This window comes from Alterirhizorhabdus solaris, assembly GCF_007785815.1.
Lineage (GTDB): Bacteria > Pseudomonadota > Alphaproteobacteria > Sphingomonadales > Sphingomonadaceae > Alterirhizorhabdus > Alterirhizorhabdus solaris.
Genome location: NZ_VNIM01000014.1, coordinates 17,748 through 43,505, shown reverse-complemented (window position 1 = coordinate 43,505; position 25,758 = coordinate 17,748). Strand labels below are relative to the sequence as shown.

20 protein-coding genes are annotated in these 25,758 nt (G+C 65.2%); 5 read left to right on the top strand and 15 right to left on the bottom strand.

Annotated elements, in window-relative coordinates; genetic code table 11:
* Positions 1-268: 268 nt before the first annotated feature.
* Positions 269-748 (bottom strand): hypothetical protein, encoded by a 480-nt coding sequence (locus tag FOY91_RS05500; RefSeq protein WP_145148956.1) that lies wholly within the window; start codon positions 746-748, stop codon positions 269-271.
* Here FOY91_RS05500 and FOY91_RS05495 point away from each other — a divergent pair.
* The 4 genes from FOY91_RS05495 to FOY91_RS05480 all read left to right on the top strand — a co-directional run bounded on the left by FOY91_RS05495 (position 741) and on the right by FOY91_RS05480 (position 5,661).
* Positions 741-1,100: an HGGxSTG domain-containing protein gene (locus FOY91_RS05495; RefSeq protein ID WP_203234499.1), complete on the top strand. Its 360-nt coding sequence runs from the start codon at positions 741-743 to the stop codon at positions 1,098-1,100. The genes FOY91_RS05500 and FOY91_RS05495 overlap by 8 nt on opposite strands.
* A 430-nt stretch (positions 1,101-1,530) precedes the next feature.
* Positions 1,531-3,363, top strand: a complete 1,833-nt coding sequence (locus FOY91_RS05490; RefSeq protein ID WP_145148955.1) for an AAA family ATPase — start codon at positions 1,531-1,533, stop codon at positions 3,361-3,363.
* The gene (locus tag FOY91_RS05485; RefSeq protein WP_145148953.1) at positions 3,360-4,253 is read left to right on the top strand and encodes a sensor histidine kinase; all 894 of its coding nucleotides are present in this window, start codon (positions 3,360-3,362) and stop codon (positions 4,251-4,253) included. The genes FOY91_RS05490 and FOY91_RS05485 overlap by 4 nt, the downstream gene beginning before the upstream one ends.
* Entirely contained in the window at positions 4,234-5,661 is a 1,428-nt protein-coding gene (locus FOY91_RS05480) for a phosphotransferase (RefSeq protein ID WP_145148950.1), read from the top strand. The genes FOY91_RS05485 and FOY91_RS05480 overlap by 20 nt, the downstream gene beginning before the upstream one ends.
* Positions 5,662-6,147: 486 nt before the next feature.
* Here FOY91_RS05480 and FOY91_RS05475 read toward each other — a convergent pair whose 3' ends face one another.
* The 5 genes from FOY91_RS05475 to FOY91_RS05455 all read right to left on the bottom strand — a co-directional run bounded on the left by FOY91_RS05475 (position 6,148) and on the right by FOY91_RS05455 (position 10,405).
* A complete protein-coding gene (locus FOY91_RS05475; protein ID WP_145148948.1) occupies positions 6,148-6,714 on the bottom strand; it encodes a recombinase family protein in 567 nt (188 codons plus the stop codon).
* A 150-nt stretch (positions 6,715-6,864) separates the two neighbouring features.
* The gene (locus FOY91_RS05470; RefSeq protein ID WP_145148946.1) at positions 6,865-8,277 is read right to left on the bottom strand and encodes an AAA family ATPase; all 1,413 of its coding nucleotides are present in this window, start codon (positions 8,275-8,277) and stop codon (positions 6,865-6,867) included.
* On the bottom strand, positions 8,274-9,212 hold the full coding sequence (locus tag FOY91_RS05465; protein ID WP_145148944.1) for a CHC2 zinc finger domain-containing protein: 939 nt from the start codon (positions 9,210-9,212) through the stop codon (positions 8,274-8,276). Before FOY91_RS05465 ends, FOY91_RS05470 begins: the two co-directional genes overlap by 4 nt.
* A gap of 210 nt (positions 9,213-9,422) precedes the next feature.
* On the bottom strand, positions 9,423-9,605 hold the full coding sequence (locus tag FOY91_RS05460) for a helix-turn-helix domain-containing protein (RefSeq protein WP_145148942.1): 183 nt from the start codon (positions 9,603-9,605) through the stop codon (positions 9,423-9,425).
* 140 nt (positions 9,606-9,745) lie between these two features.
* Entirely contained in the window at positions 9,746-10,405 is a 660-nt protein-coding gene (locus FOY91_RS05455; protein ID WP_145148940.1) for a hypothetical protein, read from the bottom strand.
* A 304-nt stretch (positions 10,406-10,709) separates the two neighbouring features.
* On the opposite strand from FOY91_RS05455, the gene FOY91_RS05450 reads away from it, so the two are divergent.
* Entirely contained in the window at positions 10,710-11,012 is a 303-nt protein-coding gene (locus FOY91_RS05450; RefSeq protein ID WP_145148939.1) for a hypothetical protein, read from the top strand.
* A 35-nt stretch (positions 11,013-11,047) separates the two neighbouring features.
* Here the strand turns inward: FOY91_RS05450 and FOY91_RS05445 are convergent, their stop codons facing one another.
* The 9 genes from FOY91_RS05445 to FOY91_RS05405 all read right to left on the bottom strand — a co-directional run bounded on the left by FOY91_RS05445 (position 11,048) and on the right by FOY91_RS05405 (position 25,725).
* Positions 11,048-11,341, bottom strand: coding sequence for a hypothetical protein (locus tag FOY91_RS05445; protein ID WP_145148937.1), 294 nt, complete (start codon positions 11,339-11,341; stop codon positions 11,048-11,050).
* Positions 11,342-11,586: 245 nt separating this feature from the next.
* On the bottom strand, positions 11,587-12,792 hold the full coding sequence (locus FOY91_RS05440) for a tyrosine-type recombinase/integrase (RefSeq protein WP_145148935.1): 1,206 nt from the start codon (positions 12,790-12,792) through the stop codon (positions 11,587-11,589).
* A 194-nt stretch (positions 12,793-12,986) separates the two neighbouring features.
* Positions 12,987-17,099 carry a bifunctional nitrate reductase/sulfite reductase flavoprotein subunit alpha gene (locus FOY91_RS05435; RefSeq protein WP_145148933.1) on the bottom strand — a complete coding sequence of 1,371 codons (4,113 nt, stop codon included), beginning with the start codon at positions 17,097-17,099 and terminating at the stop codon, positions 12,987-12,989.
* A 300-nt stretch (positions 17,100-17,399) separates the two neighbouring features.
* Entirely contained in the window at positions 17,400-19,598 is a 2,199-nt protein-coding gene (paoC, locus tag FOY91_RS05430; RefSeq protein WP_145148931.1) for an aldehyde oxidoreductase molybdenum-binding subunit PaoC, read from the bottom strand.
* Positions 19,595-20,548 carry an FAD binding domain-containing protein gene (locus tag FOY91_RS05425; protein ID WP_145148929.1) on the bottom strand — a complete coding sequence of 318 codons (954 nt, stop codon included), beginning with the start codon at positions 20,546-20,548 and terminating at the stop codon, positions 19,595-19,597. Before FOY91_RS05425 ends, paoC begins: the two co-directional genes overlap by 4 nt.
* Entirely contained in the window at positions 20,545-21,183 is a 639-nt protein-coding gene (gene paoA / locus FOY91_RS05420) for an aldehyde dehydrogenase iron-sulfur subunit PaoA (protein WP_145148928.1), read from the bottom strand. Before paoA ends, FOY91_RS05425 begins: the two co-directional genes overlap by 4 nt.
* A gap of 142 nt (positions 21,184-21,325) precedes the next feature.
* A complete protein-coding gene (locus FOY91_RS05415) occupies positions 21,326-22,102 on the bottom strand; it encodes a Crp/Fnr family transcriptional regulator (protein ID WP_238995266.1) in 777 nt (258 codons plus the stop codon).
* Positions 22,103-22,225: 123 nt separating this feature from the next.
* Entirely contained in the window at positions 22,226-24,238 is a 2,013-nt protein-coding gene (locus FOY91_RS05410) for a hybrid sensor histidine kinase/response regulator (protein WP_145148926.1), read from the bottom strand.
* Positions 24,235-25,725, bottom strand: coding sequence for an ATPase domain-containing protein (locus FOY91_RS05405; RefSeq protein WP_145148924.1), 1,491 nt, complete (start codon positions 25,723-25,725; stop codon positions 24,235-24,237). The genes FOY91_RS05410 and FOY91_RS05405 overlap by 4 nt, the downstream gene beginning before the upstream one ends.
* Positions 25,726-25,758: the final 33 nt, after the last annotated feature.

Below are 25,758 nucleotides of genomic sequence, written 5' to 3'. Positions count from 1 at the left end.
GTACCGAACTAGCGAACGACTTGAGGTGGTCGGTTCCGGTCATTCAGAGTGTGAATGGTTGTCAAAGTCTCGACCTTGGAAGCGTATGCGAGTATAAGAGCAGTGCGTTGGGGAGAGCGCGATGACAGGAGCATCCACGATGCCGCTACGCTCTTCTTGCCTTGCCGCTAGTTCGCCCCCGGACGACGATATCGTTAGCAAACCCGAGATGCCTCCCGCTCTCCGAACTGGTGTCGAGCCGGCACGCCGCCGCCTTGCCCGTCGGCCATCAAGCCCTGGCATTGCCGTGGAGCATGTGGACGGCGGGTTCCAGCTTGCGGCCCCGCACCGTGATCCGGATGGATGGTGGGTGCAGATCTGCGACACCTTCGGAACTCGGTCCAGCAGCGTCGCCAATACGTTTCTCGATCAGCTTCTGGCTCTCTGCGGACAGCGTTGGCGCGAGGAGCAAGGTGCGATGGTGCCGAACGAGGGCGAGCTCAACGCTGCCCTCGCAATCGTCAACAGCGTCCGTCCTAAGAACGAGATTGAGGCCGCGCTCGCGGCGCAGATGGTCGCGGTACATCTCATGACGATGAAACTGGCTTCCCGTGCAATGGCGACTGCCGTGCCCGACCCTCAGTCCGTTGCCCTCGCTGGCAAGCTCGCGCGCACGTTCGTAATGCAGACCGACGCCCTGTCGAAGCTTAAAGGCAAGTCCCGCACCCAGAGGATCACCGTCAAGCAGGAGCGCCACCACCATGCTCATCAGCACATTCATGTCGGGGGAGGGGGAGACGATTTTCCTGGCCAACCCGACGGACCTACCCCTTCCCAGAGTGCCCGGTGCACCCCATCCGCTGACCGACTTCCGGCTTTTCCACATGCGGGCGGCACCCCGATGTCTCGCGAAGACCCGGAGAGGAACGGAGTGCCAGTCGCCCGCGATCAAGGGCAGGAAACGTTGCCGCGTCCACGGGGGCGCCCGAGGAAGCGGCGCGCCAAAGGGTGAGCGAAACGGCGCATATCGTACGGGCGAATGGACGGGCGAGGCGGTCGAGTTGCGGCACTCGGTTGGCGTGCTGATTAAGGCGGTGCGCGCCGTGCTCGACGACATCTAAAGCGCGCATACCGGCTGTAGACGTCTAATGCGGCCTAGTGCCTAGCGCGCGCCCCTTGAGCGATCGCGCTTGTCGCCGCTGAGAAACTGAGGTCTCGGATCGGTCCGAACGCTGGGAAAGCTCAAGCTTGGTCCATGATGATACTGGAACGGCAGGGATTGCGGACTTACCCGCCGTTCTCAACGCCTGCAGTGGACGACCGCTTCCAGCAGGAGCGGACCTTCAGGCGTTCGCCAGCGCCCTAGCTCCGAACGAGCGAGCCTGGCCGACTGCGGCCTGGCAGGTATCGGGCACTGATCGCGCCTAGCTGCCAATCGGTTACATGTGGCCGCGTCCGGATTGAAGCGATGGATCGGTGGTTGCAGATTCTACCCCCGAAGGGCACGGATGTAGCCGCTAAGCGCGACGAGGGGGCCGAGGGTATTATACGGTGACGATCAGACACATCCATGTCGAAGGCGGATTCCTAACCGGCCTGGATCTCCGGTTGAAACCGGGCCTCAACGTGCTGATTGGTGCGCGTGGAACCGGCAAGACATCTGTCATTGAGCTGATCCGCTATGTGTTCGGCACGCGTAGTCAAACAGCTGAGGATGCGGAGCAGTCGCTCAAGCATGCCCGGGCGACACTGGCGGACGGCGAGATCGTGCTGACGGCTTCGGATATCTTGGACGAGGTTACCCTCTCTCGCACGGCAACCGAGGACGGACCCCGCAGCGACGGATTTCTCACCGAGGAACCCCCGATCATCTTCTCCCAGAAGGAGATCGAGAATGTTGCGCTTAGTGAGCAAGGGCGGCTGAACCTGATCGATGCCTTCCTTTCCGACCGGAGCGAGACGCGCAGACACGAGACCGACATCAAGGATCGCATCCGCGCGCTCGATCGCCTTCTGAAACCACTCCGCACCGAAGTCACCCGGCTTGAAGACGAGTTGGCGCAGCGAGCGATGCTGACCGAGAAGGTGGCAAACCTCGAACGGCAACAGGCGGCGTTCCGGACACAGAACGAGATCGATCTCGCCAAGCAGGAGCGTGTTGCGTTACTGTCACGCGCTTTAAATACACTGGCAGAGCGCGACGCCGCGCGCGGCCAGCTCATGGAAATTATCGGGACGTGGGCCGCCCTGCTGACGGACCTCCCCGATCGCTACCTCCCCGATGCCCCGGAAGGTGATGCCGAGCTGGCCGCCCTCGGCGCACGCTTCCAGCAGGCGACCGAACAGGCGGGCGACGCGCTTCAGCGGATGGAGGTCATCCGCGACGATCTAGACGTCCAGCGGCAGACGCTGAGGCAGCAACGCGTCAAGATCGAGGGTAGTTTTCGCGAAGCTCGTAAGGCGATCGAGGATGCGATCGCGGGCGCCGGCGTCATCGAGAAGAGCCTTCATGAGGCCCGACGTGATCTCGCCAGACTCGACATACTATCGCGCACCAGCGCGGATCGCGCCAGTCGCCTCGTAACCCTTCTGACCGAACGCGACGCCTTGCTGGACGATCTGGAGAAGTTGCGCGGCCTACGCTTCAGAAGCCGCGCCGATGTTGCCAACAGGCTTAACCTCGCGCTTCAGCCCAAGATCAAAGTCTCGATCACGAGATCGGCTAGATACGCCGCCTATACCCGCGCGCTTATCGAAAACCTGCGCGGCTCGGGGCTGAAATACAATGATGTTGCGATCACGCTCGCCCAGACGGTTAGCCCACGCGAGCTAGTCCGCTATGTCGAAAATGGTGATTTCGAGAGCTTGGCCAGAGCGAGCGGGCTCCCGCGCGACCGTGCGGTGCGCGTGATCAATGCGCTGTCCGACGCCGGCACCGCCGACGTCCTTGTCGTCACGATCGAAGACGCGGTGCGCCTCCGATTGCTCGACGGGACTGAATACAAGGACATCTCGGACCTGTCCGCCGGACAGCGATGCACCGTGATCCTTCCGATCATCTTCCAGCACTCTGATAGAATCCTGATCATCGACCAGCCCGAGGATCATATCGACAACGCCTTTATCGTCGAGACGCTGATTCAGTCGCTGAGAAAAAGGGCAGACGATACCCAGATTATCTTGGCGACCCACAACGCTAATATTCCGGTTCTCGGGAATGCCGACTGGGTAGTCCAGCTGGTGTCCGACGGCCGCCACGGTTCGGTCGCTATCGCGGAGCCGCTGGAGGGTCTGGGCGCCGTCGGAGCCATAACGAGCATAATGGAAGGCGGACTGCGAGCCTTTCGCGATCGAGCTAGCTTTTACGACGATCACGCCCTGTGACACGCAAGGAGGCGCTCGAGCGAATCTACGCGCCCGACACGGAGATTCGCTTAGAGGCGGCGCGCTTTTTCTCGACCGAAGCGCTCACCGAGGATGCGGCGATGCTACGCCAGCTAGAAAAAGCGGAAACCGTTCCGTGGATCCAGCGTGCACTCAGGATCGGCTGCGATCGGCTGGCGGCGCCAGACCAGCCGATGGGGGAGAAGCCTGCGAGCGAAGACGCGTCAGAAACCGAGGCCAGCATCTACAGTAAAGTGGTGCGTGACGTCAGCAGCCGCATCCTCCACGAGATCGCCCCGCTGATCGGTGGCCTGATGGCGTCCGCGCCTGCCGAGGTCGGCAATTATGACGCCTCGCAGACGAAACGCCTGATCACGCAGCTTTCCCTGCGCTCAGAGGCGCTGCGAAACATGCGCACCGCTACCGCCACACCGAAGTTCGACGAGATCGACTTGGCGAGCCTAGTCGCTGAGCTGGTCGCAGCACAGCCCGATATCGGCGGGACCGAGATCATTATCACCGGACCGGAGCAATTTCTGGTGAGTGCGGACGAGGCGCAGCTCGAAATGGCGCTCTCGAACGGGCTGCGAAACGCCCTGGAAGCGGTCGCGGCGCAGGTCGGTCAGAGGGCGCAAGTCGTGATCTCCTGGGGCTACACCGCTCATGAGAACTGGCTGTTCGTGAAGGACAATGGTCCCGGCCTGACACACCCGCCGGCTGAGCTCCTCCAGGACGGCATCTCGAGCAAAGTCGGACATTCGGGATATGGGTTGTCGCTTGCGCGCGAAGCCATGGTCTCGATGCAGGGCGAACTGCTGCTTCGCCCGGACGAGGATGGCACACATTTCGAGCTGAGATGGTACCGGAAAAATGAAAATCCTATTTGTTGAGGACCATGAACTCTTCGCGGAGTCGGTCAGCCAGCGGCTGCGGTCTCTGCCACATGTTGCCGCCGTTCTGCATGCCAGGGCGAGGGATGAGGCGATCGCGCTATTGCGGGCGAATTTCGTCGACTTGCTGATCCTTGACTTGTCTATCTTGGAAAAGGAAGGTGAGATTATACCAGACACATGCTTCGGGCGTGACGTCTTTGCCTTCGCACAATCGAACGCCCCGGGCCTCCCTACCTATCTCCTCACCACCTCGGAGCCGGATGATGCGCTGATGGGGCTGATGCGCGAGGGAGACCGTTACGACATTTGGGGTGAGCAGCGCGATGTCGCGGCGGTCGGCTACTACCAAAAGGAGCGCTCGATCGATCAGCTCATTGCGGACGTCCAGCGCATCGCCGCCACCGTCGCCGCGCTCGACGCCATCACCGTCGATACGCGCGGGCGCAGCCTCGGGCTGAACGAGGGATACCTGCGGGCGATCAAAGTTTTTACCCGGCAACGCGGCGGCGATGTAATCGAACTCAAACCGCTCGATGGAGGCAAGTCGCGCGCGAGCGTCATGCACGGCTTGGTGAAAAACAGTAACGATCATGTCATCGCCTCGACGGTAATCAAGATCGGGGCGCGGCCCGCGATCGAACAGGAAACCAATGCGTTCGATCGTCACGTAGTGAATCTGCCGAACGGGTCCTTCACACCCAAATTGAGCACCGTGCTGAAGGGTACGTGCGGGTCCGGCGCGGTCGTATACAGCCTCGCCGAGACTTTCACCCAAGATATGTTTCGGATGTTGATGAGAGACCCGGGCCTTGCGCAAGGCGCGGTCAGTGACGTGGCTGGCGCTATGCGGCGATGGAGTGATGCGGGACGGATCAGCGAAACCCCGATCGCGGTCCTACGCGCCAGGCTGCTCTGGGACGAGGACTTCCACCGCGCCATGCAGAAATACGGCCTCAACCTCAGCGACGTGGAGGCACTCCCCGTTCGTCATCGAGCCGGCTGCATTCATGCCGATCTGCACGGCGGCAATATCCTCATTGAGGAGAGCGGGCGCCCGATAATCATCGATTTCGGCGAAGTGGGCGAAGGCGCCTCGGCGCTAGATCCGATCAGCCTCGATCTGTCGATCTATTTTCATCCTGACGCGGTGCGCGACGGCCTAAGGGCCAAAGCCGACCACGCACTAGAGAGCTGGACCGACCCCGACGTCTATCTCGCTTGCCACCCCTTCCCAGGCTATGCCAAAGCCTGCCGCGACTGGGCCTATGACGTCGCCGGAGGCGATCGCGCCGTCCTGGCCTGCGCCTATGCTTATCTCGTGCGACAGCTCAAATTCAACGCGGTGGACCACACGAGTACCGTCACCTTGATCCACGACATCGCACAGCGCCTTCGGGGCCTGTGACGCCGGAGCCCGGCCGTTCGCGACCACTTTCCCAACCCAAATGGCATTAATTGTGCGTGCTGACGCCCCCGGCAGCTATCCGGAAAACAGAATTGACTGCGGTAGACACCGAGCCGTCCGGCTCCCTCGCCGAAGGCAAGGAGCCGGAGGTAGTCAGATTTCAGTGCCTTCTGCCAGCGTCAGGACGTCCTCAACGTCCAGCTTCCGGGATCGGCAGCCGGGCCTGAACGGCGCGGTTTGGCGCACAGCCGTCCGTCGGCTCGACGGACGGCGGATTTCGGCACGAGCGGCCGTTCACGCGCTCGCCGCGGAACGGCTTGGAACTGGTCGTTTACCGACGCAGCAACTGATGCAGCTCGAAAGGACGAAAGGTGGTGGATACCGATGAACGTTAAACGCGATGCCACTCGAGCTATGCAGATAGCGGCGACCCGAGAACCAGCAGCATCGCCTTCAGAATGGGAGCCGAGCATCACCTCTCGAGCCTCAGGCATCGACTGCGGCGGACTTGTCTGCCACCAGCACGCGATAGACGCTAGCACGCCCGATCCGAAGCTGTTTGGCGATCTCGCCGGCGCCGACGCCATCTGCTTTCAGCTTGCGAATCGCATCCGCATCGATGGTCGCGGGCCGGCCATTGTAGCGTCCCTCCGCCTTCGCCTTCTCGATCCCGTCCCGCTGACGCTCGCGACGGATGTCGTTCTCGAACTCAGCGACGGAGCCTAGAATGCCTAGCAACAGCTTGCCGGTGCTAGTCGAGGTGTCGACGCCCCCTTGCTGAAGGCAGCGGAATTCCACGCCCTCGGCGATCATGCGCTCAACCAAGCGATGCAGATCCCCCAGCGAGCGCGCTAAGCGATCGAGCCGCGTGACGATGAACGTATCGCCCGTACGCATCTGATCGAGCGCTCGGGATAGCTCCGGTCGATCAGCGGCGCTGCGACCGCTTCGCTTCTCGCTGTAAATCTTCTCACAGCCAGCTGAGCGAAGGGCTTCGAGCTGCAGGTTGAGCGACTGGCCGGCCGAACTGACGCGGGCGTATCCGATTAGCATGGCGGGGCGATCCTGTCTCATATGGTCTAGACCTTTCCCTTTTGCCGTCTCGATTGTGGCAAGTCAACCTTTTGAGACACGCGTCGCCGTGGGTGCGAGACATCCCGCTTGGGTATACATTATGGGCCGACGCGCCTTTCAGCCGAGCGCTCAGACCGCCTTCCGCAACCCGCCTACCGGCGGATGGTCGAAACCTTCGAAACCGCCGTCATTCGGGTCGTCGATACCACCGGGTTGCGACACCTGATCGCTACTGCCTGCAGCGGCTGCTACACCACCACCCCTTACGGGGGGTGGGTGTAGCGTAGCACTCGGTTGCTCCACTGCTATATCGCGCGATGCTACACCCTTGACAGGTGTAGCAGATGCGTCATTAGCCCATCGATCGACGGCAAGAAATTTCTTCCATTGACGGTTCTTGTCTAACCTTTCTTCCAGTTTGAACATGCCATTCGCCTGCCACTCTTTGAGCATGGCCATGATGCGCGCCTTATCTGGCTTGATGGCAACGTCGAGTCCGAACACCTCGGCGACGGCGAGGCCGGCCCAGTCTACCGCAGTGTGATGAGCCTTGTATGACCCCTCGGCGACCTTCCTCTGCACGCGGATCAAATGGTCGACGGACACGTCTTCAAATGGATCAGGCACTATCCACGGTTCCGCGACACCAATATTGTCGCCAAGGGTATGTCCGCCGTTGCAGAGATTAACCGATGCCAGTCGATACCAATCCGCCACCTCGGCCGGTGCCCGGTTGTGTTTGTCATCCTGCACATTGAAATAGCGGCGGCGCTCGGCTCCATCGATCCCGAGCTTCTGGGCTTCATCCAGAGTCATGCGATTGAGTACGAGTGCCGATCGGCAAGCATTTACGAGTGCCACTGCGCCACGGGCGGACAGAGCCGTGACCTCCGCGGCTCCGGCTTTGCTGGTATGATGGACTAGTACGATAGCGCAATTCGCTGCCTTCGCAACTCGACCCCACGCCTTCGCGATCTTGTCGATCTTGCTATTATCGTTCTCCTCGATCTCGTGGCTCGATACGAATGGATCAATAATGAGCACGTCGATCTCGCGCCGAATTAACTCAGCCGTGATTGCAGCGAACACCGGCGCTTTGATTTCGAACCCACTCTCGCCTATTATGGCCGTGCATAGTCCGGTTCCCTCCATCGCGCTGTCGACGAACAAGTTTTCGCCGATGTCGCTAGCACACAGTCCGAAATGCTTCGCGGCAGCTTGAATCGATCGCGCCAACTCGTCGAGGTCATCCTCTAAATTCCAGATCCAGACGCGCTTGCGATCTCCCCATGTTGTCTTCCCCAGCAGATCACGCGCAGTCACAAGCGCAAGCGCGGTCGCGGACAGGTAGGTGGACTTCCCGATGCCTCCGGGAGCGACCACTGCGGTGACGGTACCGCGCAGAAGCCATCGCCCATACACCCAAGGGCGAAGCGGAATGTCAGCCGGATCTCGCCAGTCGTACGGAGTAGCGGCAATGGTCAGCGGCGCAATCGTTGCGTCAGCCTTCGCTGTGCGCTCAAGGAGGCTACTCGTCCTCATACCTGAGCTCCCAGCAACTCCCCGTTGAAGTCCTTGAAGCCCTCGGCAGGAAAGATTGTTGCGGCGGCGACGCCTTGGGCCTTGAACGCGAGCTCGGCCCTCTCCGCAGCGGCGCGGCCCGCGTTGTCGCTATCAGCACCTATCACGACACCTGACAGGTGGTGAGGTAACCGCATGGCAGGAAGCATTCCTGAACCCGCAGCGATCCAAGCCGGCCGGCCAAGCTGCTGCATGAGCGTCAGGCCGTCTTCGAGGCCCTCAACGATGAACAAGCCATGAGTTGCGGGGGCGAGGCGGATGGCGCCGCCGCGCACCCTCCCTAGGCTGAGCTTAACCCTGCCGCCGGGAAGGTTGGCCTTGTGACCCGCCTCGGTGAGGAAAGTGCGCTGGATACCGCAGGGCTGATCGTCAGGCCCAGTGACGAGCGCGACTAGCGCGGGCATGATTGGACGCCGGCCGAGCGGGATGCGCGCGAACCGGATGCTGGCCGGAATCGGCAGGATAAGTCTGCGTGAGCGCAGATAGGCCTCAGCGGGCGTGCCTTCGGGTGGCAATGACGCGGCCCAGATGTCCAGCGCCTCGGCCGAACGATCGGCGTTTTGCTCGGGCTTGATGTTATCGTTACGGACCGTTCCGCTGGCGGGAAGCGCCTGGCTTGCAATCAACTCGATCGCGTCGATCAGTGACACACCGTAAAAGCGGCGAACCCAATCGATCGCGTCGCCTTCGGCACCGCAACCGAAGCACATGAACCGCCGATCATTCGCGTAGATTGTGAAACTAGGTGTGCGATCGGCGTGGAAGGGGCAGCACGCACTCCATTCGCGGCTCGCCTTCTTAAGCTTCAATGATCTGCTGATGATCGACGACAGGGATGCCTCATCGCGGACTCGCTTGCAGGCCTCGCGAATGACGTCAAGATGAGGGCCGCTCATTCGAATGTCCGCTTCGCCGGCGGCAAAACCAACCCGGATGTACTTGTGCCGACACGATACACGCCCGGATGCTGAATGCGATCGCGCCGAAGTTCCCTTGTTTGGAGGGGTTTTGCACGAAGTTCGACCCGAACGTCGTTCGACACTGCGACCGTTGCGATCGGGAGGACGGACGCCTCGCACACTGAAAACTTCTCATTGAGGGGCATTTCATGCCTCCAAGAGTTTCAGGAGCGACGCTGCCGGTATCACCGTACGTTTGCCGATCTTGCGGGTTTCGATGCGGCCTTCAGCGATCAGCAGGTAGATTGTTGAGCGCCCAATGCTGATCGCGGCGGCAGCTTCGGGTATGCTGTACGCCAGCTTCGGGAGATCGGACTTAGTGACGCCCATCTTGAGTGGTCCCACAAGGCCCGAGCGGGATTGCTGCGGACATTGCCGGACGAGACATCGGGCAGAGTGGATAAAACCAGAAGATGAGTTAACGTGATCGGCTTACCGCATGTCGAAATGCTCCGCCATTTCGACACTAATTACCCCCGATCCGAGCTACCCGCAAAACCGCCGAGCAGCCCCCCCCTCGACCGTTCACGAAGCTCGAAAGGACTCTTAGGCATCGTTCCTGTCGCACGCCCAATTATCTCTCGCATTGACATAGACTCCGGCGGCTCTCCAAAGATTACAATGTATTCGCCGAGCTGGCGGCAAGCGGCATCGTGTCTGTCCACCCACATTTCATTGTCATCAATCTCTATGAGTGCTAGCAGAGTTTTGATATAAATCGCGGAGCTACACTCGTACCAACCTGTGAAGATTGCTAATATATGCGTATAAATCGCCCGCTTCTTGGCCAACTTATTCATCAAACGTCGCTGGGTAGAAACGGAGCTGTGTCCGGGATGTGCGGCCGCAAAGGCCTGCGAAATCGAGTAGTTAGACCGCTCCGTGAACGGATCACCCCCCTCCAGCAGTCTGCGAGCATCCGCCTCTAACACGTCGATGAGTCCAGGCCAATCACTCGTAGCTTTCCGGCCCGGCCTCTGCTTGCTCAGCCGCTTGACGGCCGCCTTCACCGCGTCGGCGCCGTGACGTGCAACGACGCGACGAACATCGTCGTCAACTGTTGCCCCCGGCCTAGGTTTCGGGGATGCTGCAGCAGCGCTTGCGACGCGCGTAGGCGGATCTGCTTCCATTTTCGCCTCCCAAGCGGTTCCCATGATAATCGGGGAAGCACGTGGGAAGCGCGCTTGTCGGCTGGCCGGCCTATCCCCGGCGCCTGCATATAAGGATCAAGGCAGTGGCGAAAGGCGACACACGCGAGTCGCCGGAACGACCCGAAACAGCGGCACGCTTTCCGGATTCACCCTTGAGGGACGTCGGAATCTAGGTTCGAGTTCGGTCCGACCGGAGCTGCACTTCACGATCGAATACGCGGCTCATTCCGCTTTGCGAGCTAAGGTAAGTGGCGCTAGCGTCTCCATCAATCTAGGGGGCGGCATGCAGATTTCCGACTATCTCGACCACGTCCGGCGCACGTATGCCAGTGGGCAAGCGACCGAGCATAGCTACCGCCCCGCGCTTCAAGCGCTGTTTGAGGGGCTCGACCCGGCGCTGCGCATTGTCAACGAGCCTAAAAAGTCCGAGGCGGGAATGCCCGACTTCCTATTCGAGCGGGACGGCGTGCCGATCGGCTGGGCCGAGGCTAAGGACATCGACAAGGATGTCATCAAGCTGAAGGGCTACTCGGTCGAGCAGCGCCAGCGCTACGTCAAAGCCCTCGCGGTCGCGCTGCGCCAGTAGCCACTCGCCGAAGGTTTCGCCGTTGTCGTTCTGCATCATCGTCGTGGCTCCTGGGTGTAGATCGGCGTCAGCAGCAGTCGCGGCGCCGGCAGGGGTTGAGGCCGCAGCACCACCGGGACCGCGACCGTCCGCACCTCCCGCGAGCCACAGCGGCAGCGGAATGGCTCGGGCGTGAGAGGGATCGTCGTCGGCCACCGCTTGGCGGTGAAATGCTTCAGCACATCGGCCGGATCGAACACCGCCAGCCGGTCACACCGCGCACAGCGGACGCCCACGTCCAGCTCGAAGCGGGCGTAATCGACGAGGTGGCGAGGCAGACGCGTTCCCATACCCGCTTGAGAACATAACGGGAACGACGAGGCAAGTGATTCGGGTGCGGTGAGGCAGGCGATGTAAGGAGGGCGCATGCTGCGCGAGCCTCATCGAGCAGCTCAGCCGTTCTGGTATTCGTCTGACAGGTGACCGCCGCTTGGAATTGAGGACGCTCTGCCTAGTTGGCGCATCCGTCGCGACGCGTTGAACGCCGCACCGCCAACTCACGAAGATTGGTAGGTTTTGTTTGGCTAGGAGCCGCCTAGGCTGCCGCTAAGCGAACCACGTTGCCAGCATCCTCGCCGCAGTAGCCCGCCCAAGCATCCATGAGGCCGCGTCGCTTGTTGAATAGGTCGCCACGCCGATAAGCGGCTTCCGCCTTGTTCCCGATCGTATGGGCCAGTGCCATTTCGCAGACCTCATGCGGGAAGCCGGTCGTCTCGCTCGCCCAATCGCGGAAGGCGGAGCGGAAGCCGTGCGCCGTCACGGCCGAGCCCATACGGCGCAACAGCATCGCCATTGCCATACTGGACAGTGGCTTGCCCTTGGGTCCGGCGAACACAGGATCGCCCGGCTTCGCCGTCTCGGCATCGCGCGCTCCGCTCAAGCCCTCCAGAAGCTCCCCAGCGCGCCCAGAGAGGGGCACCCGATGTTCGCGCCCCGCCTTCATCCGGGCGGCAGGAACGGTCCACACAGCCCCTTCAAGATCGATTTCGGCCCACGTCGCACCAAGCACCTCACCCGACCGCGCGGCAGTGAGGATTACGAACTCCAACGCCCGCGCTGCCATCGCCTCACGCTCCCGCAGATCGGCCATGAAGGTGGGCACGTCCGCATAGGGTAAAGCGGTATGGTGGCCGCGCGATAGCCGCTGCCGCTTGGGCAAGAGCTGATCGAGGTGGCCGCGCCACCGTGCGGGGTTCTCACCGGTCCGCAGCCCCTTGGCCTTGGCAGCGTCCAGCACATTCTCAAGCCGACCGCGCAGACGCTCGGCCGTCTCAGGCGTCCGCTGCCAGAGCGGTTGCAGCACCTCCAGAATGTCGCGGATGCCGATCGTTTCCACCATGCGCGGGCGGATCGGTGCGGCATACTTCGTCAGGGTCATCGTCCACTGCGCTGCATGCTTGGCATTCCGCCATGACGGCCGCATGGCCTCCAGATAGGCGTCGGCAACCTCGCCGAACGTTTGCCGCTCCTGTTTCTCTCGTGCCGCGCGGGGGTCACCCCCGCTTGCATGGATAGCCCGAAGCGTGGTGGCTTCCTTACGCGCATTTGCCAGCGTCAGGTCGCGTCCGCCACCTAAGCCTAGTTCAGTCCGCTTACCGTCCCGAGTGTACATGAACACCCAGCGCCGCCGGCCGGTAGGATCGATCGAGAGATAAAGCCCGCCGCCGTCCGAATGGCGCCCGGCCGTCTTGATCGTTGCCGCCGTGCGGGGGTCCAGCTTGTTGAGGGTGCGCGTTGCCATGTCCGGTCCTACTCTGGCCCCACTGCCGGTCCTACTTTCTATGCCGGATTTAGGCGAACGTCCAGAGCCACAGGTGGACGCTCAGAGTGCTAAAGCCCAGCTTATCTGCAGCTCTTTGCGCCAAGGGCGAACATCGCTGGACGGAGGCAAACAGTCAGTTTGGCGGACACCCTCTCCGCCACATCTCCCGCCCCTCAGTACACATCCCGCACGTAGCGGCGTTCCTGGGCCATCTGGGCGACGTAATCGGTGGCGGCGTCGTTGGTCATGCCGCCGTGGCGGGTGACGATTGCCTTCAGGGCGGCGTCGACGTCCTTGGCCATCCGGCTCGCATCGCCGCACACGTAGAAGTGTGCGCCCTCGTCCAGCCAGCGCCACAGGTCGGCGCCCTGTTCGGTCATGCGGTGCTGGACATAGACCTTTTCCGCCTGATCGCGGGAAAAGGCGAGGCTGAGGCGGTCGAGGTGCCCGTCGCCGCGCCAGGCCTCGAGCTCGTCGCGATAGTAGAAGTCGGTCGCGGCATGCTGCTCGCCGAAGAACAGCCAGTTGGCGCCGGTCGCGCCGGTCGCCCGCCGCTCGTGCAGGAAACCCCGGAACGGCGCGATGCCGGTGCCCGGCCCGACCATGATGATCGGCTTCGTCAGCTCCGCCGGCGGGTGGAAACTGGCCGAGGGCTGGAGGAACAGGCCGACCGGCGCCTCGCCCGCATGATCCGCCAGAAACGCCGAGCAGACGCCTTTGCGCCGCTGGCCGAGGCAATCGTAGCGCACGGTGGAGACGGTGAGCTGCACCTCGCCCGCCTGCGCCATGGGGCTTGAGGCGATCGAGTAGAAACGCGGCTGCAACGGCCGCAGCACCACCATCAGGTCGTCCACGTCCAGCGTGCCGCCATATTCGCGCAGCACGTCGGCGATCTGGCGGCCATAGGTCCACCGCTCGAATTCGGGCTTGCGCGCCGGATCGAGCAGCGGGGCGAAGCCCGCGTCCGGCCGCTTTTCCGCCAGCAGCTCAAGGAAATTGCGGGTGAGGCGGGCGATATCCCGGTGGCGGGTCAGCACCTCGGCCAGCGGCAGCGTGCCCGCCTCCTTCAGCGTCACGGGGGCGTCGGCGGGCAGGGCGAGCAGGCCGAGAATCTCGTCCACCAGCAGGGGGCAGTTGACCGGCCAGACGCCGAGCGAATCGCCGGCGGCATAATCGAACCCGGTGTCGGCGATCGCGAAGCCGAACTGGCGCACTTCCTTGGCCGCGCCGTCCCCGCTCAGCAGCCGGTTGCGGACCAGCGGCGCGCGCAGCGGCGCCTTGCGCGAATAGGTCGGGGCGGCCGGCGCGATATCCCCGGGCGCGGCGATCGCCGGCATGGCAGCGGGCAAGATGGCGGGCGCGGCGGGCACGCTGGCGGCGAGTTCCGCCACGATTCCGTCGAGCCAGGCCGATCCCGGCTCCTCGTAATCCGGCTCGCAATCGACGCGGGGCAGGGCGCGGGTCGCGCCCAGCGCCTCCAGCTGCGCATCCAGCTTGCGGCCAAAGCCGCAGAACTGGTCGTAGTTCGAGTCGCCCAGCGCCAGCACGGCATAGCGGCCCCCGTCGAGACTGGGGGCGGCATCGGCGTTCAGCGCGCTCCAGAAACCGCCGCCGTTGTCGGGCGCGTCGCCGTCGCCGAAGGTGCTGGCGATCAGCAGCGTGAGGCTGGCCGCCTTGAGGTCGGCGGGTCGCGCCTCGTCCATCGCCAGCAGCCGCACCCGGCGGTCATCGCTGGCGAGGCGGGTGCGGCAGGTCTGGGCGAACGTCTCGGCGTTGCCGGTCTGCGAGGCCCACAGGATCAGCACCTCGTCCGCTCCGTCCGGGGCCGCATCGGCAGGCAGGGCGGCCGGATCGGGTACCGGCACGGCGGCCCGCGCAAACAGGCCGGCGAGCAGGCCGTTGACGTAGTGCCGCCGCTGCGGGTCGAACGGGGCGGCCTCGGGCAACACCGGCACCCCCGGCCGCGCCTCGGCCGATCGCAGCGCGGTGGTGAAGCCGGCGAGATAGGCCTGCTCGTGCGCCGCCAGATCGGGCGCGGCGTTCTCGCGCAGGCCCATCACCCGCGCGAACACCTCCACCGCTGTGTGATGCGACGGCGCGGTCGCCTCGGCCGGGGCCTCTGCCTCCACCGGGCCGGAGACGCGCGAGAGCGCGACGGCGCTGAACTTGAATGCCGGTTGCAGCGAGATCGGGTCGACCGCGTCGCTCGTCACCGCGTTGATCGCCAGATCCTCGCCGAACACGTCGTTCCAGTGGAAGGGCGCGAAGCAGCCGCCCGGCCGCACCCGATCAGTAACGACCGCCGGCAGCACCGCGCGCCCGCGTCGCGAGCGTACCTCCACCCGGTCGCGCTCGGCGATGCCCAGCGCGGCGGCATCCTCGGGGTGAAGCTCCACGAAGGGGCCGGGGTTCAGCCTGTTGAGGGTGGCGACCTTCCCCGTCTTGGTCAGCGTATGCCACTGATGCTGGAGCCGGCCGGTGTTGAGTACCAGCGGATAGTCGTCGTCGGGCATCTCGGCCGCCGCCATGTGCGGGCGCGGCAGGAAGCAGGCGCGACCGTTCTCGGTGGGGAAGGCGAGGCGCGGGCGGGTGCCGTCCGCGTCGGTGCGCAGCGTCTGGCTGATGCCGTCGTTCAGGTAGCGCACCGGATTGCGATCCGCCGCCGCATCGGGCGGGCAGGGCCATTGCAGCGGCCCCTCGCGCAGGCGGGCATAATCGGCGCCGCGAATGTCGTACCCGGTGCGTGGATTGTGGAAGGCGCGGATCTCGTCGAACACCTGCGCCGCCGAGGCGTAGGTGAAGGCGTGGGCATAGCCCATCTCGCACGCCACCGCCGCGATGATCGCCCAGTCGGCCATCGCTTCGCCCGGCGGCGGCACCGCCTGCTCCATCAGCGTCAGGTTGCGTTCGGAGTTTATCATCACTCCCTCGGCCTCCGCCCACAGCGCGCCGGGCAGGATCACGTCGGCATAGCGGTTCGTCTCGGTATCGACATAGGCGTCCTGCGTGATGACCAGTTCGGCCGCCTCCAGCCCGGCGATCACCGTCTTGCGGTTGGCGACGCTGGCGACCGGATTGGTGCAGATGATCCAGCACGCCTTGACGCGGCCCGCCGCCATGTCCTCGAACAGCGCCACGGTGCCGCCGCCCGCCTCGGCGCGCAGCGTACCGGCGGGAACGCCCCACAGATTTTCGACGAACGTGCGGTCCGCCGCGCTGCCGGTGGCGCGCTGGCCCGGCAGGCCGGGGCCGATGTAGCCCATCTCGCGCCCGCCCATCGCATTGGGCTGGCCGGTGAGCGAGAAGGGGCCGCTGCCCGGCCGGCAGATCGCGCCCGTCGCCAGATGCAGGTTGCAGATCGTGTTGGTGTTCCAGGTGCCGTGGGTGCTCTGGTTCAGCCCCATCGTCCAGCAGGTCATCCATTCGGGCGCCTCGCCGATCCAGCCGGCCGCCCGCCGCAGGTCCGCCTCGGGCACGCCGGTGATCTCGGCCACCCGCGCCGGCGGATAGTCGGCGAGGAAGGCAGGTATCGCCTCCCACCCCTCGGTATGCGCGGCGATGAAGGCGTCGTCGGTACGCCCGGCCGCCACCAGCAGGTGGAGCAGCCCGTTCATCAGCGCCAGATCCGTGCCCGGCTTCACCTGCAGGAAAAGATCGGCCTTGTCGGCGGTGAGCGTGCGGCGCGGATCGACGACGATCAGCTTCGCCCCCGCCTTCACCCGGTCCATCATCCGCAGGTACAGGATCGGGTGGCAATCGGCCATGTTCGCGCCGATCACGAAGAACAGGTCGGCCTTCTCGAAATCCTGATACGATCCCGGAGGGCCGTCCGCGCCCAGCGACAGCTTGTAGCCGCTGGCGGCACTCGCCATGCACAGGCGCGAGTTGCTCTCGATATTGTTGGTGCCGATGAAGCCCTTGCACAGCTTGTTGGCGAGATACTGCGCCTCCAGCGACATCTGGCCCGAGACGTAGAGCGACACCGCGTCCGGCCCGTCGCGGTCAATGATCGTGCGCAGGCCGGCGGCGGTGCGGCGGATCGCCTCGTCCATCGCGATCGGCCCCTGATCGCGGCTGCCGTCGATCCGGGCATAGGCACGGTCGGCGCGCCCCTCGGCGGCGACCGGCTGGCCGCAGGTGGTGCCCTTGGTGCAGAGCCGGCCAAAGTTGGTCGGGTGGCTTTTGTCGCCGGAAACCTTGACGATCCGGTCGTCCACCACATCCAGCAGGATGCCGCAGCCGACGCCGCAATAGGGACACGCGCTCTTGACGGTCGTCTTCGTCATGGCTCTTCCAACGCGAAAAAGCCGCCACCGACCGCCCTCGGGAAGAGGGGGGTCGATGGCGGCTTTGCCAGTGGTTTATGCCCTTGCGGGCACCCGGTGCGCCCGCCCGTCCTTGGGCGGATGCACCGTGTTCACCGCTATATTGTGCGATGCACCGTGATTCCGCAAGTGCTGCGTTGGATGTGGCTGGTTCGCCGGATCAGGCGATTGCGTCGCCGGGTCGGATGACGTTGTTCCGCGCCGGAAGGATGACCCCGCCCCATGACGCGACCTGGCACGTCACGGGGCGGGGTCGTCAGGTCACGCCACCTGCGGCAGCCGGTCGATCATCTTGTCCAGCGTGATCGGATAATCGCGCACGCGCACGCCGCAAGCGTTGTAGATGGCGTTCGCGATCGCGGCACCGACGCCGCAGATGCCAAGCTCGCCCACGCCCTTGGCCTTCATGGGCGAGGATTGCGGGTCCACCTCGTCGAGGAACACCACCTCCTGATGCGGAATGTCGGCGTGGACCGGCACCTCGTAACCCGCGAGGTCGTGGTTGACGAAGAAGCCGAAGCGCTTGTCCACCGCAAGCTCCTCCATCAGCGCGGCGCCCGCACCCATCGTCATCGCGCCGATCACCTGGCTGCGCGCGGACTTGGGGTTGAGGATGCGGCCGGCCGCGCACACCGCCAGCATTCGGCGGATACGCACCTCGCCGGTATAGGAATCGACCGCCGCCTCGACGAAGTGGCCGCCGAAGGTCGACTGCTGCATCTTCTTGTCGAGGTCGCCATATTCGATCAGGTCCTCGGCGACGAGTTCCCCGTCGCGTGCGGCATCGGTCAGCTTCGCACTACGGCCGCCGGCCTTTACGCGGCTGTCCTCGAACACGGCGTCGGTCGCGAGGCCCAGCTTGGCCGTCACTGCCTCGCGCAGCTTGGCGCAGGCGGCATACACGCCGGACGTGGAGTTGTTGGCGCCCCATTGCCCACCCGATCCGGCCGAGGCGGGGAAGTCGGAGTCGCCGAGTTTCACCACCACCTTGTCCAGCGGCACGCCCATCATCTCGGCGGCGGTCTGCGCGATGATGGTGTAGGTGCCGGTGCCGATGTCGGTCATGTCCGTCTCGACCGTGACCACGCCCTTGTCGTTCAGCCGCACCCGCGCGGCCGACTTCATCAGCATGTTGTTGCGGAAGGCCGAGGCGACGCCCATCCCGACGAGCCAGCGCCCGTCGCGTACCGTGCCGGGCTTGGCCGCCCGCTTGTCCCAGCCGAACTTGGCCGCGCCATCCTGAAGGCATTTCACCAACTGGCGCTGCGAGAACGGCCGCTCGGGCTTCTCGGGGTCGACCTGCGTGTCGTTGAGGACGCGAAAGGAGACCGGGTCCATGCCCAGCTTTTCCGCCATCTCGTCCATCGCGATCTCCAGCGCCATCAGGCCGGGCGCCTCGCCGGGCGCTCGCATGGCGTTGCCCTCCGGCAGATCGAGCAGCGCCAGGCGGGTGCGCGTCATCCGGTTGGCGCCGGCGTACAGCAGTCGCGTCTGCTGCACCGCCATTTCGGGCGACCCGTCGGCCAGATTGCCCGACCAGCTTTCATGCCCGATCGCGGTGATCGTGCCGTCCCGGCGTGCGCCGATGCGGATGCGCTGGATGGTCGCGGGGCGATGGGTGGTATTGTTGGCGATCATCGGCCGCGCCAGCGCCACCTTCACCGGGCGTCCCGCCTTGCGTGCCGCCAGCGCCGCCATCACCGCGTCGGCACGGAGGAACAGCTTCCCGCCGAAGCCACCGCCGATATAGGGCGAATCCACGCGCACGTTGGCCGCCGGGATACCCATCGTCTTCGCCAGATCGCGCTTGCTCCACGCGATCATCTGGTGCGAGGTCCACAGCGTCAGCTTGTCGCCCTGCCACGATGCGATCGAGGCGTGCGGCTCCATCATCGCGTGGCTCTGGTCCGGCGTGGTATAGGTCGCGTCGATCGACACGGGCGCCGCAGCGAACGCCCCGGCAAAGTCCGCGACGGCGCTGTCCGGATGTTCGGACTTGTCCGGCGTGGCCGCACCGCTCTTGGCGCCGGCCAGATCATAGGCCCCCTTGGCGCGCGCGTATTCGACGCGCACCAGCGCGCCGGCGGCCCGTGCCTGCTCGAACGTCTCGGCGACCACGATGGCGACCGCCTGATGGTAATGCTGCACATCCGGCCCGGCGAGGAGCTTTGCGGTATTGGTCTGCGCCTTGCCCAGCGGGCCGGCATCGGCCGCCGTCACGATGGCGATCACGCCGGGCGCTGCCTGCGCTTCGGCCAGGTCGATCCGCTCGATCCGGCCCTTGGCGATGGCCGCGCCGACGATGTGCCCATAGGCCTGGTTGGCCACGACATCGTGCCGTTCGTAGGCGTAGGGCGCGGTGCCGGTGGTCTTGTACTTGCCATCGATCCGGTCGGTCGGCTTGCCGACGACGCGGAGCCGGTCGATCGGGTTGGTGGTCGCGGGGGTATCGAACTTCATGCCGCCTTGGCCTCCGCCAGTGCCGCCGCGAGCGTGCGCTCGACCAGCGGAATCTTGAATGCATTGTCCTGCGTGGGTTTCGCGCCGGCCAGCAGTCGCGCGGCTACCGCCTTGGCGCCGCGCGGCATGTCGGCCTCCGCCGCCTCCACCCGCCACGGCTTGTGCGCGATGCCGCCCACCGCCACGCGGCCGCTGCCGTCCCGCTGGATCACCGCCGCCACGGAAACGAGGGCGAACGCATAGGACGCGCGATCACGCACCTTGAGGTACATCTGCGTACCGCCGATCGGCTTGGGCAGCGTCACCGCCGTGATGACCTCGCCGGGAACCAGCGTCGTCTCGATATGCGGCGTAGAGCCGGGCAGGCGATGGAAGTCGGCGATCGGGATCGCGCGCTTGGCGCCACCGGGGGACACCGTCTCCACGGTCGCATCGAGCACGCGCATCGCCACTGCCATGTCGCCGGGATAGGTCGCGATGCACGCGTCGCTGGTGCCTATCACCGCCAGTTGCCGGCTGTAGCCGCCAATCGCGCCGCAGCCCGATCCGGGCTTGCGCTTGTTGCATGGCTGGTTGGTGTCGTAGAAATACGGGCAGCGCGTGCGCTGGAGCAGATTGCCCGCCGTCGTCGCCTTGTTGCGCAACTGGCCGGACGCCCCTGCCACGATCGCGCGGCTCACCACGCCGTAATCACGCCGCACCCGCGCATCGGAGGCCAGAGCGGTGTTGGTGACATGCGCGCCGATGCGAAGGCCGCCCTCGGGCGTGTCCTCGATCCGGTCCAGCTTCAGGTGGCCCACGTCGATCAGGTGCGGGGGCGTCTCGATCTGCAGTTTCATCAGGTCGAGCAGGTTGGTGCCGCCGCCGATGAAACGGGCGCCGGGCGTGCGTGCGGCCGATGCCGCGGCGTCCGCCGGGGTGGCGGCGCGCTCGTAGGTGAAGGGCTTCATGCGTTCACTCCCGCCACGTCGGCCATGGCCTCGACGATGTTCGAATAGGCACCGCACCGGCAGATGTTGCCGCTCATCCGCTCGCGCATCTCGGCGGTCGTCAACTGAGGTCTGTCGGTCAGGCTGGCGCTCACATGGCTGGGGATCCCCGCCTTGATCTCGCCGAGCACCGCCACGGCCGAGCAGATCTGGCCCGGCGTGCAATAGCCGCACTGGTAGCCGTCGTGCTTCACGAACGCGGCCTGCATCGGATGAAGCTTGTCCGGCGTGCCCAGCCCCTCGATCGTGGTGATCTCGTCACCATCGTGCATTACCGCCAGCGTCAGGCAGGCGTTGATCCGCGTCCCGTCCACCAGCACCGTGCAGGCGCCGCACTGGCCGTGGTCGCAGCCCTTCTTGGTGCCGGTAAGCTTCAGATTCTCCCGCAGCGCATCGAGCAGCGTGGTGCGCGTATCCACCGACAGGCGATGCGACGTGCCGTTCACCTTCAGCGAGACATCGGCCAGCGGCGCGGCGGGGGCGGGCCGTGCAGCCTGCGCCTGTACCGCCGGGGCCGCGGTGGTGGCGGCCACCGTCGCGGCGCCGCCTGCCAGTACCCCGCGCCGCGAAATCTCGAAATCCACGCTTTTGCTCATGCCGCTTCCATTCCCCGTGAACCCGAACCCGTACCGACGATACGCACAGGTGCGTCGCAGGGCGATAGACCGGATAAATCTTTCATGGAGGGCAGAACGCACCACGGCCTATCGCAGTTTCACCACCGCCGAATGGGTCGGGTCAGGCGCCCCGTTCGTCGCCTGGCCGGTCTTCCGGATCAGTCGTGATCTGGTCGAGGTGGAGGTACAGCGAGCTGAAGCCGGCAATGGCGCGAATGCCCTCGATATCGTGGAAATGAAGGTGGCGCTTGTCGCGGGTGATGAGGTTCTCCGCCTTCAACGCCTTGATCGTGCGGTTGACGTGGACGGCGGTCAGGCCGACGGCATCGCCGATCTGTTCCTGCGTCATCGGCAGCTCATATCCGCTGTCGCTCGCCATCCCCGCCGCCGTCATCCGCGCGGCAAATTCGCAGAGCAGGTGCGCGATGCGCCCGCGCGCATCGCGCTGGCCCACGTTGAGCAGCCACTCGCGGGAGATGGAGGAATCAACCAGCGCGTCGATCCACATCGCGGTGGCCACGCGGGGGTTGCGCAGCACCAGCCGACGCAGCGCCGGCCGCCCGATCTCCGCGGCCTCCATCAGGGTCAGCGCCTGCACATTGTGGTCGGCATAGTTCAGGTAGAGGTGCTGCAGATCCAGCAGGTCGCCCGGCAGGTGCATCGACACGATCTGTCGCGCGCCCACATTTGTCAGCTTCTGGCGGATGGCGAAGCCGGAAATGATGAACGCGCAATGGCGCTGCAACAGCTCGCCCTCGCGGATGATGTAGGTATTGGGCTGATAGGTGCGCTGCATTACCGGCAGCGCCAGAACCGCCTCCCGGTCGTTCGGGCTGAGCGAGCAGCGGCTTTCCATCTTTCGGACGAATCTTTCGAGTATCAGGCTGGTATGGGTCACAGCATCCTCCCACAGGGCGGGAGCACGTGCATCTCTCAGTCGCCGACTGGCCTCTTAAACGATTGGCGATGGCCTCACATTAACATACGCTTTCCGCGCCGGTCACAACAAATGTCACGATCGCTAAAGCTGGGCGAGGCTGGTCGCCAGATCGTCATGCTTGAACGGCTTGGTCAAGAGCGGCAGGTCGTCCGAAATTCCCCGCGTTTCGGCATAGCCGGAGATCACCAGCACCCGCATTCGCGGCATCCTCGCCCGCACGCGATGCGCCAGCTCGGTGCCCGACAGGCCGGGCATCATGTGGTCGGTCACCATCAGATCGAGATCCGGGTTGGCCTCGACGATCGCCAGGGCATCCTCTGCGGAACTGGCCTCGACCACGTCGTAGCCCAGCTCGCCCAGCATGTCGGCGGTGCTGGCGCGGACGAGATCCTCATCGTCCACCACCAGCACCTTGCCGCGATGGCGGTGCGTCGGCGCATCCTCGGCGGAGGCGGCAATGGCGAGGTCGCCCGCCTGCCCGCGCGGCAGCCACAGATGGATCGCGGTGCCCTCGCCCGGCGTGCTGTCGATCGAGAGCGCGCCGCCCAGCTGTGCCGCGACGCCGTGGACCATCGACAGGCCGAGGCCCGTGCCGCGCCCCACGCCCTTGGTGGTGAAGAACGGTTCGATCGCGCGCGCCAGCGTCTCCGCATCCATGCCGGTGCCGGTATCGGTGACGCTGAGGCGGACATATTCGCCCGCCGCCATCCCGGCCGGATTGCCATCGCCCGTCGTATCGGCAGCGACGCCGATGGTCAGGGTGCCGCCCTCGGGCATGGCGTCGCGCGCGTTCACCGCCAGGTTCAGCAGCGCCATCTCGATCTGGTTGGCATCCGCCTGGGCCGGCGGCACCGCCGGGTCGATCGCCAGATGCAGCCGCACGCGCGGGCCGCAGGTGCTGGCGATCAGGTCCGCCATGTCGCGCACCAGCCCGCCCATGTCCACCGCCGTCGCCTGCAGCGGCTGCCGCCGCGCGAAGGCGAGCAGCCGCTGCACCAGCGTCTTGGCGCGATCGGCGGATTGCACCGCGCCCTCGATCAGCTTGCGCTCGCGCTCGCTGCCCACGCCGCGCCGGTGGAGCAGGTCGAGGCTGCCGACGATCGGGGTGAGCAGGTTGTTGAAATCATGCGCGACGCCGCCGGTGAGCTGGCCCATCGATTCCAGCTTCTGCGACTGGCGCAGCGCCTCCTGCGCCATTTCCAGCTCGCGCGTGCGCGCCTCCACGCGCTCCTCCAGCGTCTCGTTCAGGCCGCGCAGCCGCTCCTCGCTCTGGCGCAGCTTTTCCTCCACGCGTCGCCGGTCGGAGATGTCGTTGAACAGCACCGCCACCTGCCGTTCCGCCGGATCGCCGACGCGGAAGGCATAGACATCGTACCAGATGTCTCCCAGCGCCTCGGCATGGTCCTCGAACCGGATCTGCTCGCCGGTCGTCGCGACGCGGCCGTAGATGTCGAACCAGTGCTGCTCGTGACCGGGCACGATCGTGCGCATCGTCCGGCCGATGGCGTTTTCCAGCCCCGTCTGCCGGACGAATGCCGGATTGGCCTCGACGAAGCGATAGTCGACCGGCCGGCCCGCGTCGTCGAACATCATTTCGATGATGCAGAAGCCGACATCGATCGATTCGAACAACGTGCGATACTTCTCGGCGCCGCGATGCAGCTCCTCCAGCCGCGAGCGCGCCTCATATTGCCGGCGCCGGCCGCGCAGCGCGGACTGGGCGAGGCTGATGAGCGTCGTGGGATGAAACGGGCGTTCGAGGAAGGTGACGTTGCCCAGCGCATCGAGGAAGCGGCGGGCGGCCGGGTTGCGCTCCAGCCCGCCGCCGCGCTGGGTGAGCAGGATGAACGGGAAGTCAGACCATTCGGGCTGATCGCGCAGCCAGCCGGCCAGCGGGTTGAGGTCGGCGGTGCCCAGCCCCTCCTCGGTAAGTACGGCGAAACCCGCGCCGCGCTCCAGCCCCTCGATCAGCGCCGGCAACGACACGCAAACCTCGGCCAGCAGCCCCGCCTCCGTGAGGATCGACGCGGCGATCGCCGCATCCCGCCCGCGCGGCGCCAGGACGAGCGCGCGCTCCGAAAGATGCGGGATCACTTCGGCACGTCGGCAAGCAGTTGCGGCGCCCCGGCGGTGAAATCGGGCACGCCGCGCAGCACGCCCTGAAAGCCCACGAGCGGCTCGCCGAGGCGGATGCCGTCGCTACCGATGCGAAATTCGCGGATCGTATCCTCATGCGCCCCGGCCCGCCGCTTGATGACCGAGATCGCCCGGCGCACGCGCCCCGCCGCCTCGAAATAGCGCAGCAGCACCACCGTGTCGGCCAGATAGGTCACGTCCACCGGCGTCTTCATGTCGCCGACCAGCCCGTGCTGCGCCACGGTGACGAAGGTGGTGGCGCCCTGACGGTTCAGATACTGCAACAGTTCGTGCATGTGCAGGATCAGCGCGTTCTCCTCCGGCATCGCCGCCTGGTAGCCGTTGAGGCTGTCGATGATGATGGTCCGCGCCGCATGCTGTTCCACGCAGTTGCGCACCCGCTCCGAAAACTCACCCGGAGACATCTCGGCCGCGTCCACCTGCTCCACGAACAGGCGCTTTTCCTTCACCAGCCCTGCCATGTCGATGCCGAGCGCGAGGGCGCGGCTGAACAGCATGCTGATCTCCTCGTCGAAGATGAACAGTGCCGCCGTCTCGCCGCGCGCCATCGCCGCCTTCACGAAGGTGAGGACCAGCAGCGACTTGCCGGTGCCCGCCGGCCCCAGCACCAGCACGCTGGACCCGCGATCCACGCCGCCGCCCAGCAGCGAATCGAGTTCGGGCACGGTGCTGGACAGCATGGTGCGGCTGTATCCGGTGCGGTGCTCAGACGAGACGAGACGCGGGAACACCCGCACGCCGCCGGGGGCGATCACGAAATCATGATAGCCGCCCCGGAAACGCCGGCCGCGATACTTGATAACCCGGCAGCGCCGCCGCTCCGGCCCGTAGTTCGGTGCCAGTTCCTCCAGCATGATTACGCCGTGCGCCACGCTGTGCACGGTCTTGTCGGCCGCTTCGGCGGTCAGGTCGTCCAGCATCAGTACGGTGGCGTTCTGGGTGGAGAAGAAATGTTTGAGCGCGAGGATCTGCCGCCGGTAGCGCAGCGAGCTTTGCGCCAGCAGGCGGATCTCGGAGAGGCTGTCCAGCACGATCCGGTCCGGCTTCACCCGCTCGAACGCCTCGAAGATGCGCCGCGTCGTCTCGCCCAGTTCGAGGTCGGAGGAGTAGAGCAGGCTCTGCTGCTGGTCCGCGTCGAGCAGGCTTTCGGGCGGCACCAGTTCGAACAGGTCGATCCCCGACAGGTCCCAGCCGTGCGAGGCGGCGCTGTCGCGCAACTCGTCTTCGGTTTCGGACAGGGTGACGTAGAGGCATCGCTCGCCCCGTGCGACGCCTTCCATCAGGAATTGCGAGGCGATCGTCGTCTTGCCGGTCCCGGGGCTGCCCTCCAGCAGGAAGACCCGGCCACGGGTCAACCCGCCGGCCAGGATGTTGTCGAGGCCTTCGACGCCGGTAAGTGCAAGTTCAGTGGCTGGCGCGGTCACGCAACATCCTGTTTCGATCGGTTTTCCTGTCCG

Coding starts and splice junctions, on each gene's coding strand:
- FOY91_RS05495 (WP_203234499.1), top strand. CDS start 741: ATGCTCATCAGCACATTCATGTCGGGGGAGGGGGAGACGATTTTCCTG.
- FOY91_RS05500 (WP_145148956.1), bottom strand. CDS start 748: ATGAGCATGGTGGTGGCGCTCCTGCTTGACGGTGATCCTCTGGGTGCG.
- FOY91_RS05480 (WP_145148950.1), top strand. CDS start 4,234: ATGAAAATCCTATTTGTTGAGGACCATGAACTCTTCGCGGAGTCGGTC.
- FOY91_RS05475 (WP_145148948.1), bottom strand. CDS start 6,714: ATGCTAATCGGATACGCCCGCGTCAGTTCGGCCGGCCAGTCGCTCAAC.
- FOY91_RS05470 (WP_145148946.1), bottom strand. CDS start 8,277: ATGAGGACGAGTAGCCTCCTTGAGCGCACAGCGAAGGCTGACGCAACG.
- FOY91_RS05465 (WP_145148944.1), bottom strand. CDS start 9,212: ATGAGCGGCCCTCATCTTGACGTCATTCGCGAGGCCTGCAAGCGAGTC.
- FOY91_RS05460 (WP_145148942.1), bottom strand. CDS start 9,605: ATGGGCGTCACTAAGTCCGATCTCCCGAAGCTGGCGTACAGCATACCC.
- FOY91_RS05455 (WP_145148940.1), bottom strand. CDS start 10,405: ATGGAAGCAGATCCGCCTACGCGCGTCGCAAGCGCTGCTGCAGCATCC.
- FOY91_RS05450 (WP_145148939.1), top strand. CDS start 10,710: ATGCAGATTTCCGACTATCTCGACCACGTCCGGCGCACGTATGCCAGT.
- FOY91_RS05445 (WP_145148937.1), bottom strand. CDS start 11,341: ATGGGAACGCGTCTGCCTCGCCACCTCGTCGATTACGCCCGCTTCGAG.
- FOY91_RS05440 (WP_145148935.1), bottom strand. CDS start 12,792: ATGGCAACGCGCACCCTCAACAAGCTGGACCCCCGCACGGCGGCAACG.
- FOY91_RS05435 (WP_145148933.1), bottom strand. CDS start 17,099: ATGACGAAGACGACCGTCAAGAGCGCGTGTCCCTATTGCGGCGTCGGC.
- paoC (WP_145148931.1), bottom strand. CDS start 19,598: ATGAAGTTCGATACCCCCGCGACCACCAACCCGATCGACCGGCTCCGC.
- FOY91_RS05425 (WP_145148929.1), bottom strand. CDS start 20,548: ATGAAGCCCTTCACCTACGAGCGCGCCGCCACCCCGGCGGACGCCGCG.
- paoA (WP_145148928.1), bottom strand. CDS start 21,183: ATGAGCAAAAGCGTGGATTTCGAGATTTCGCGGCGCGGGGTACTGGCA.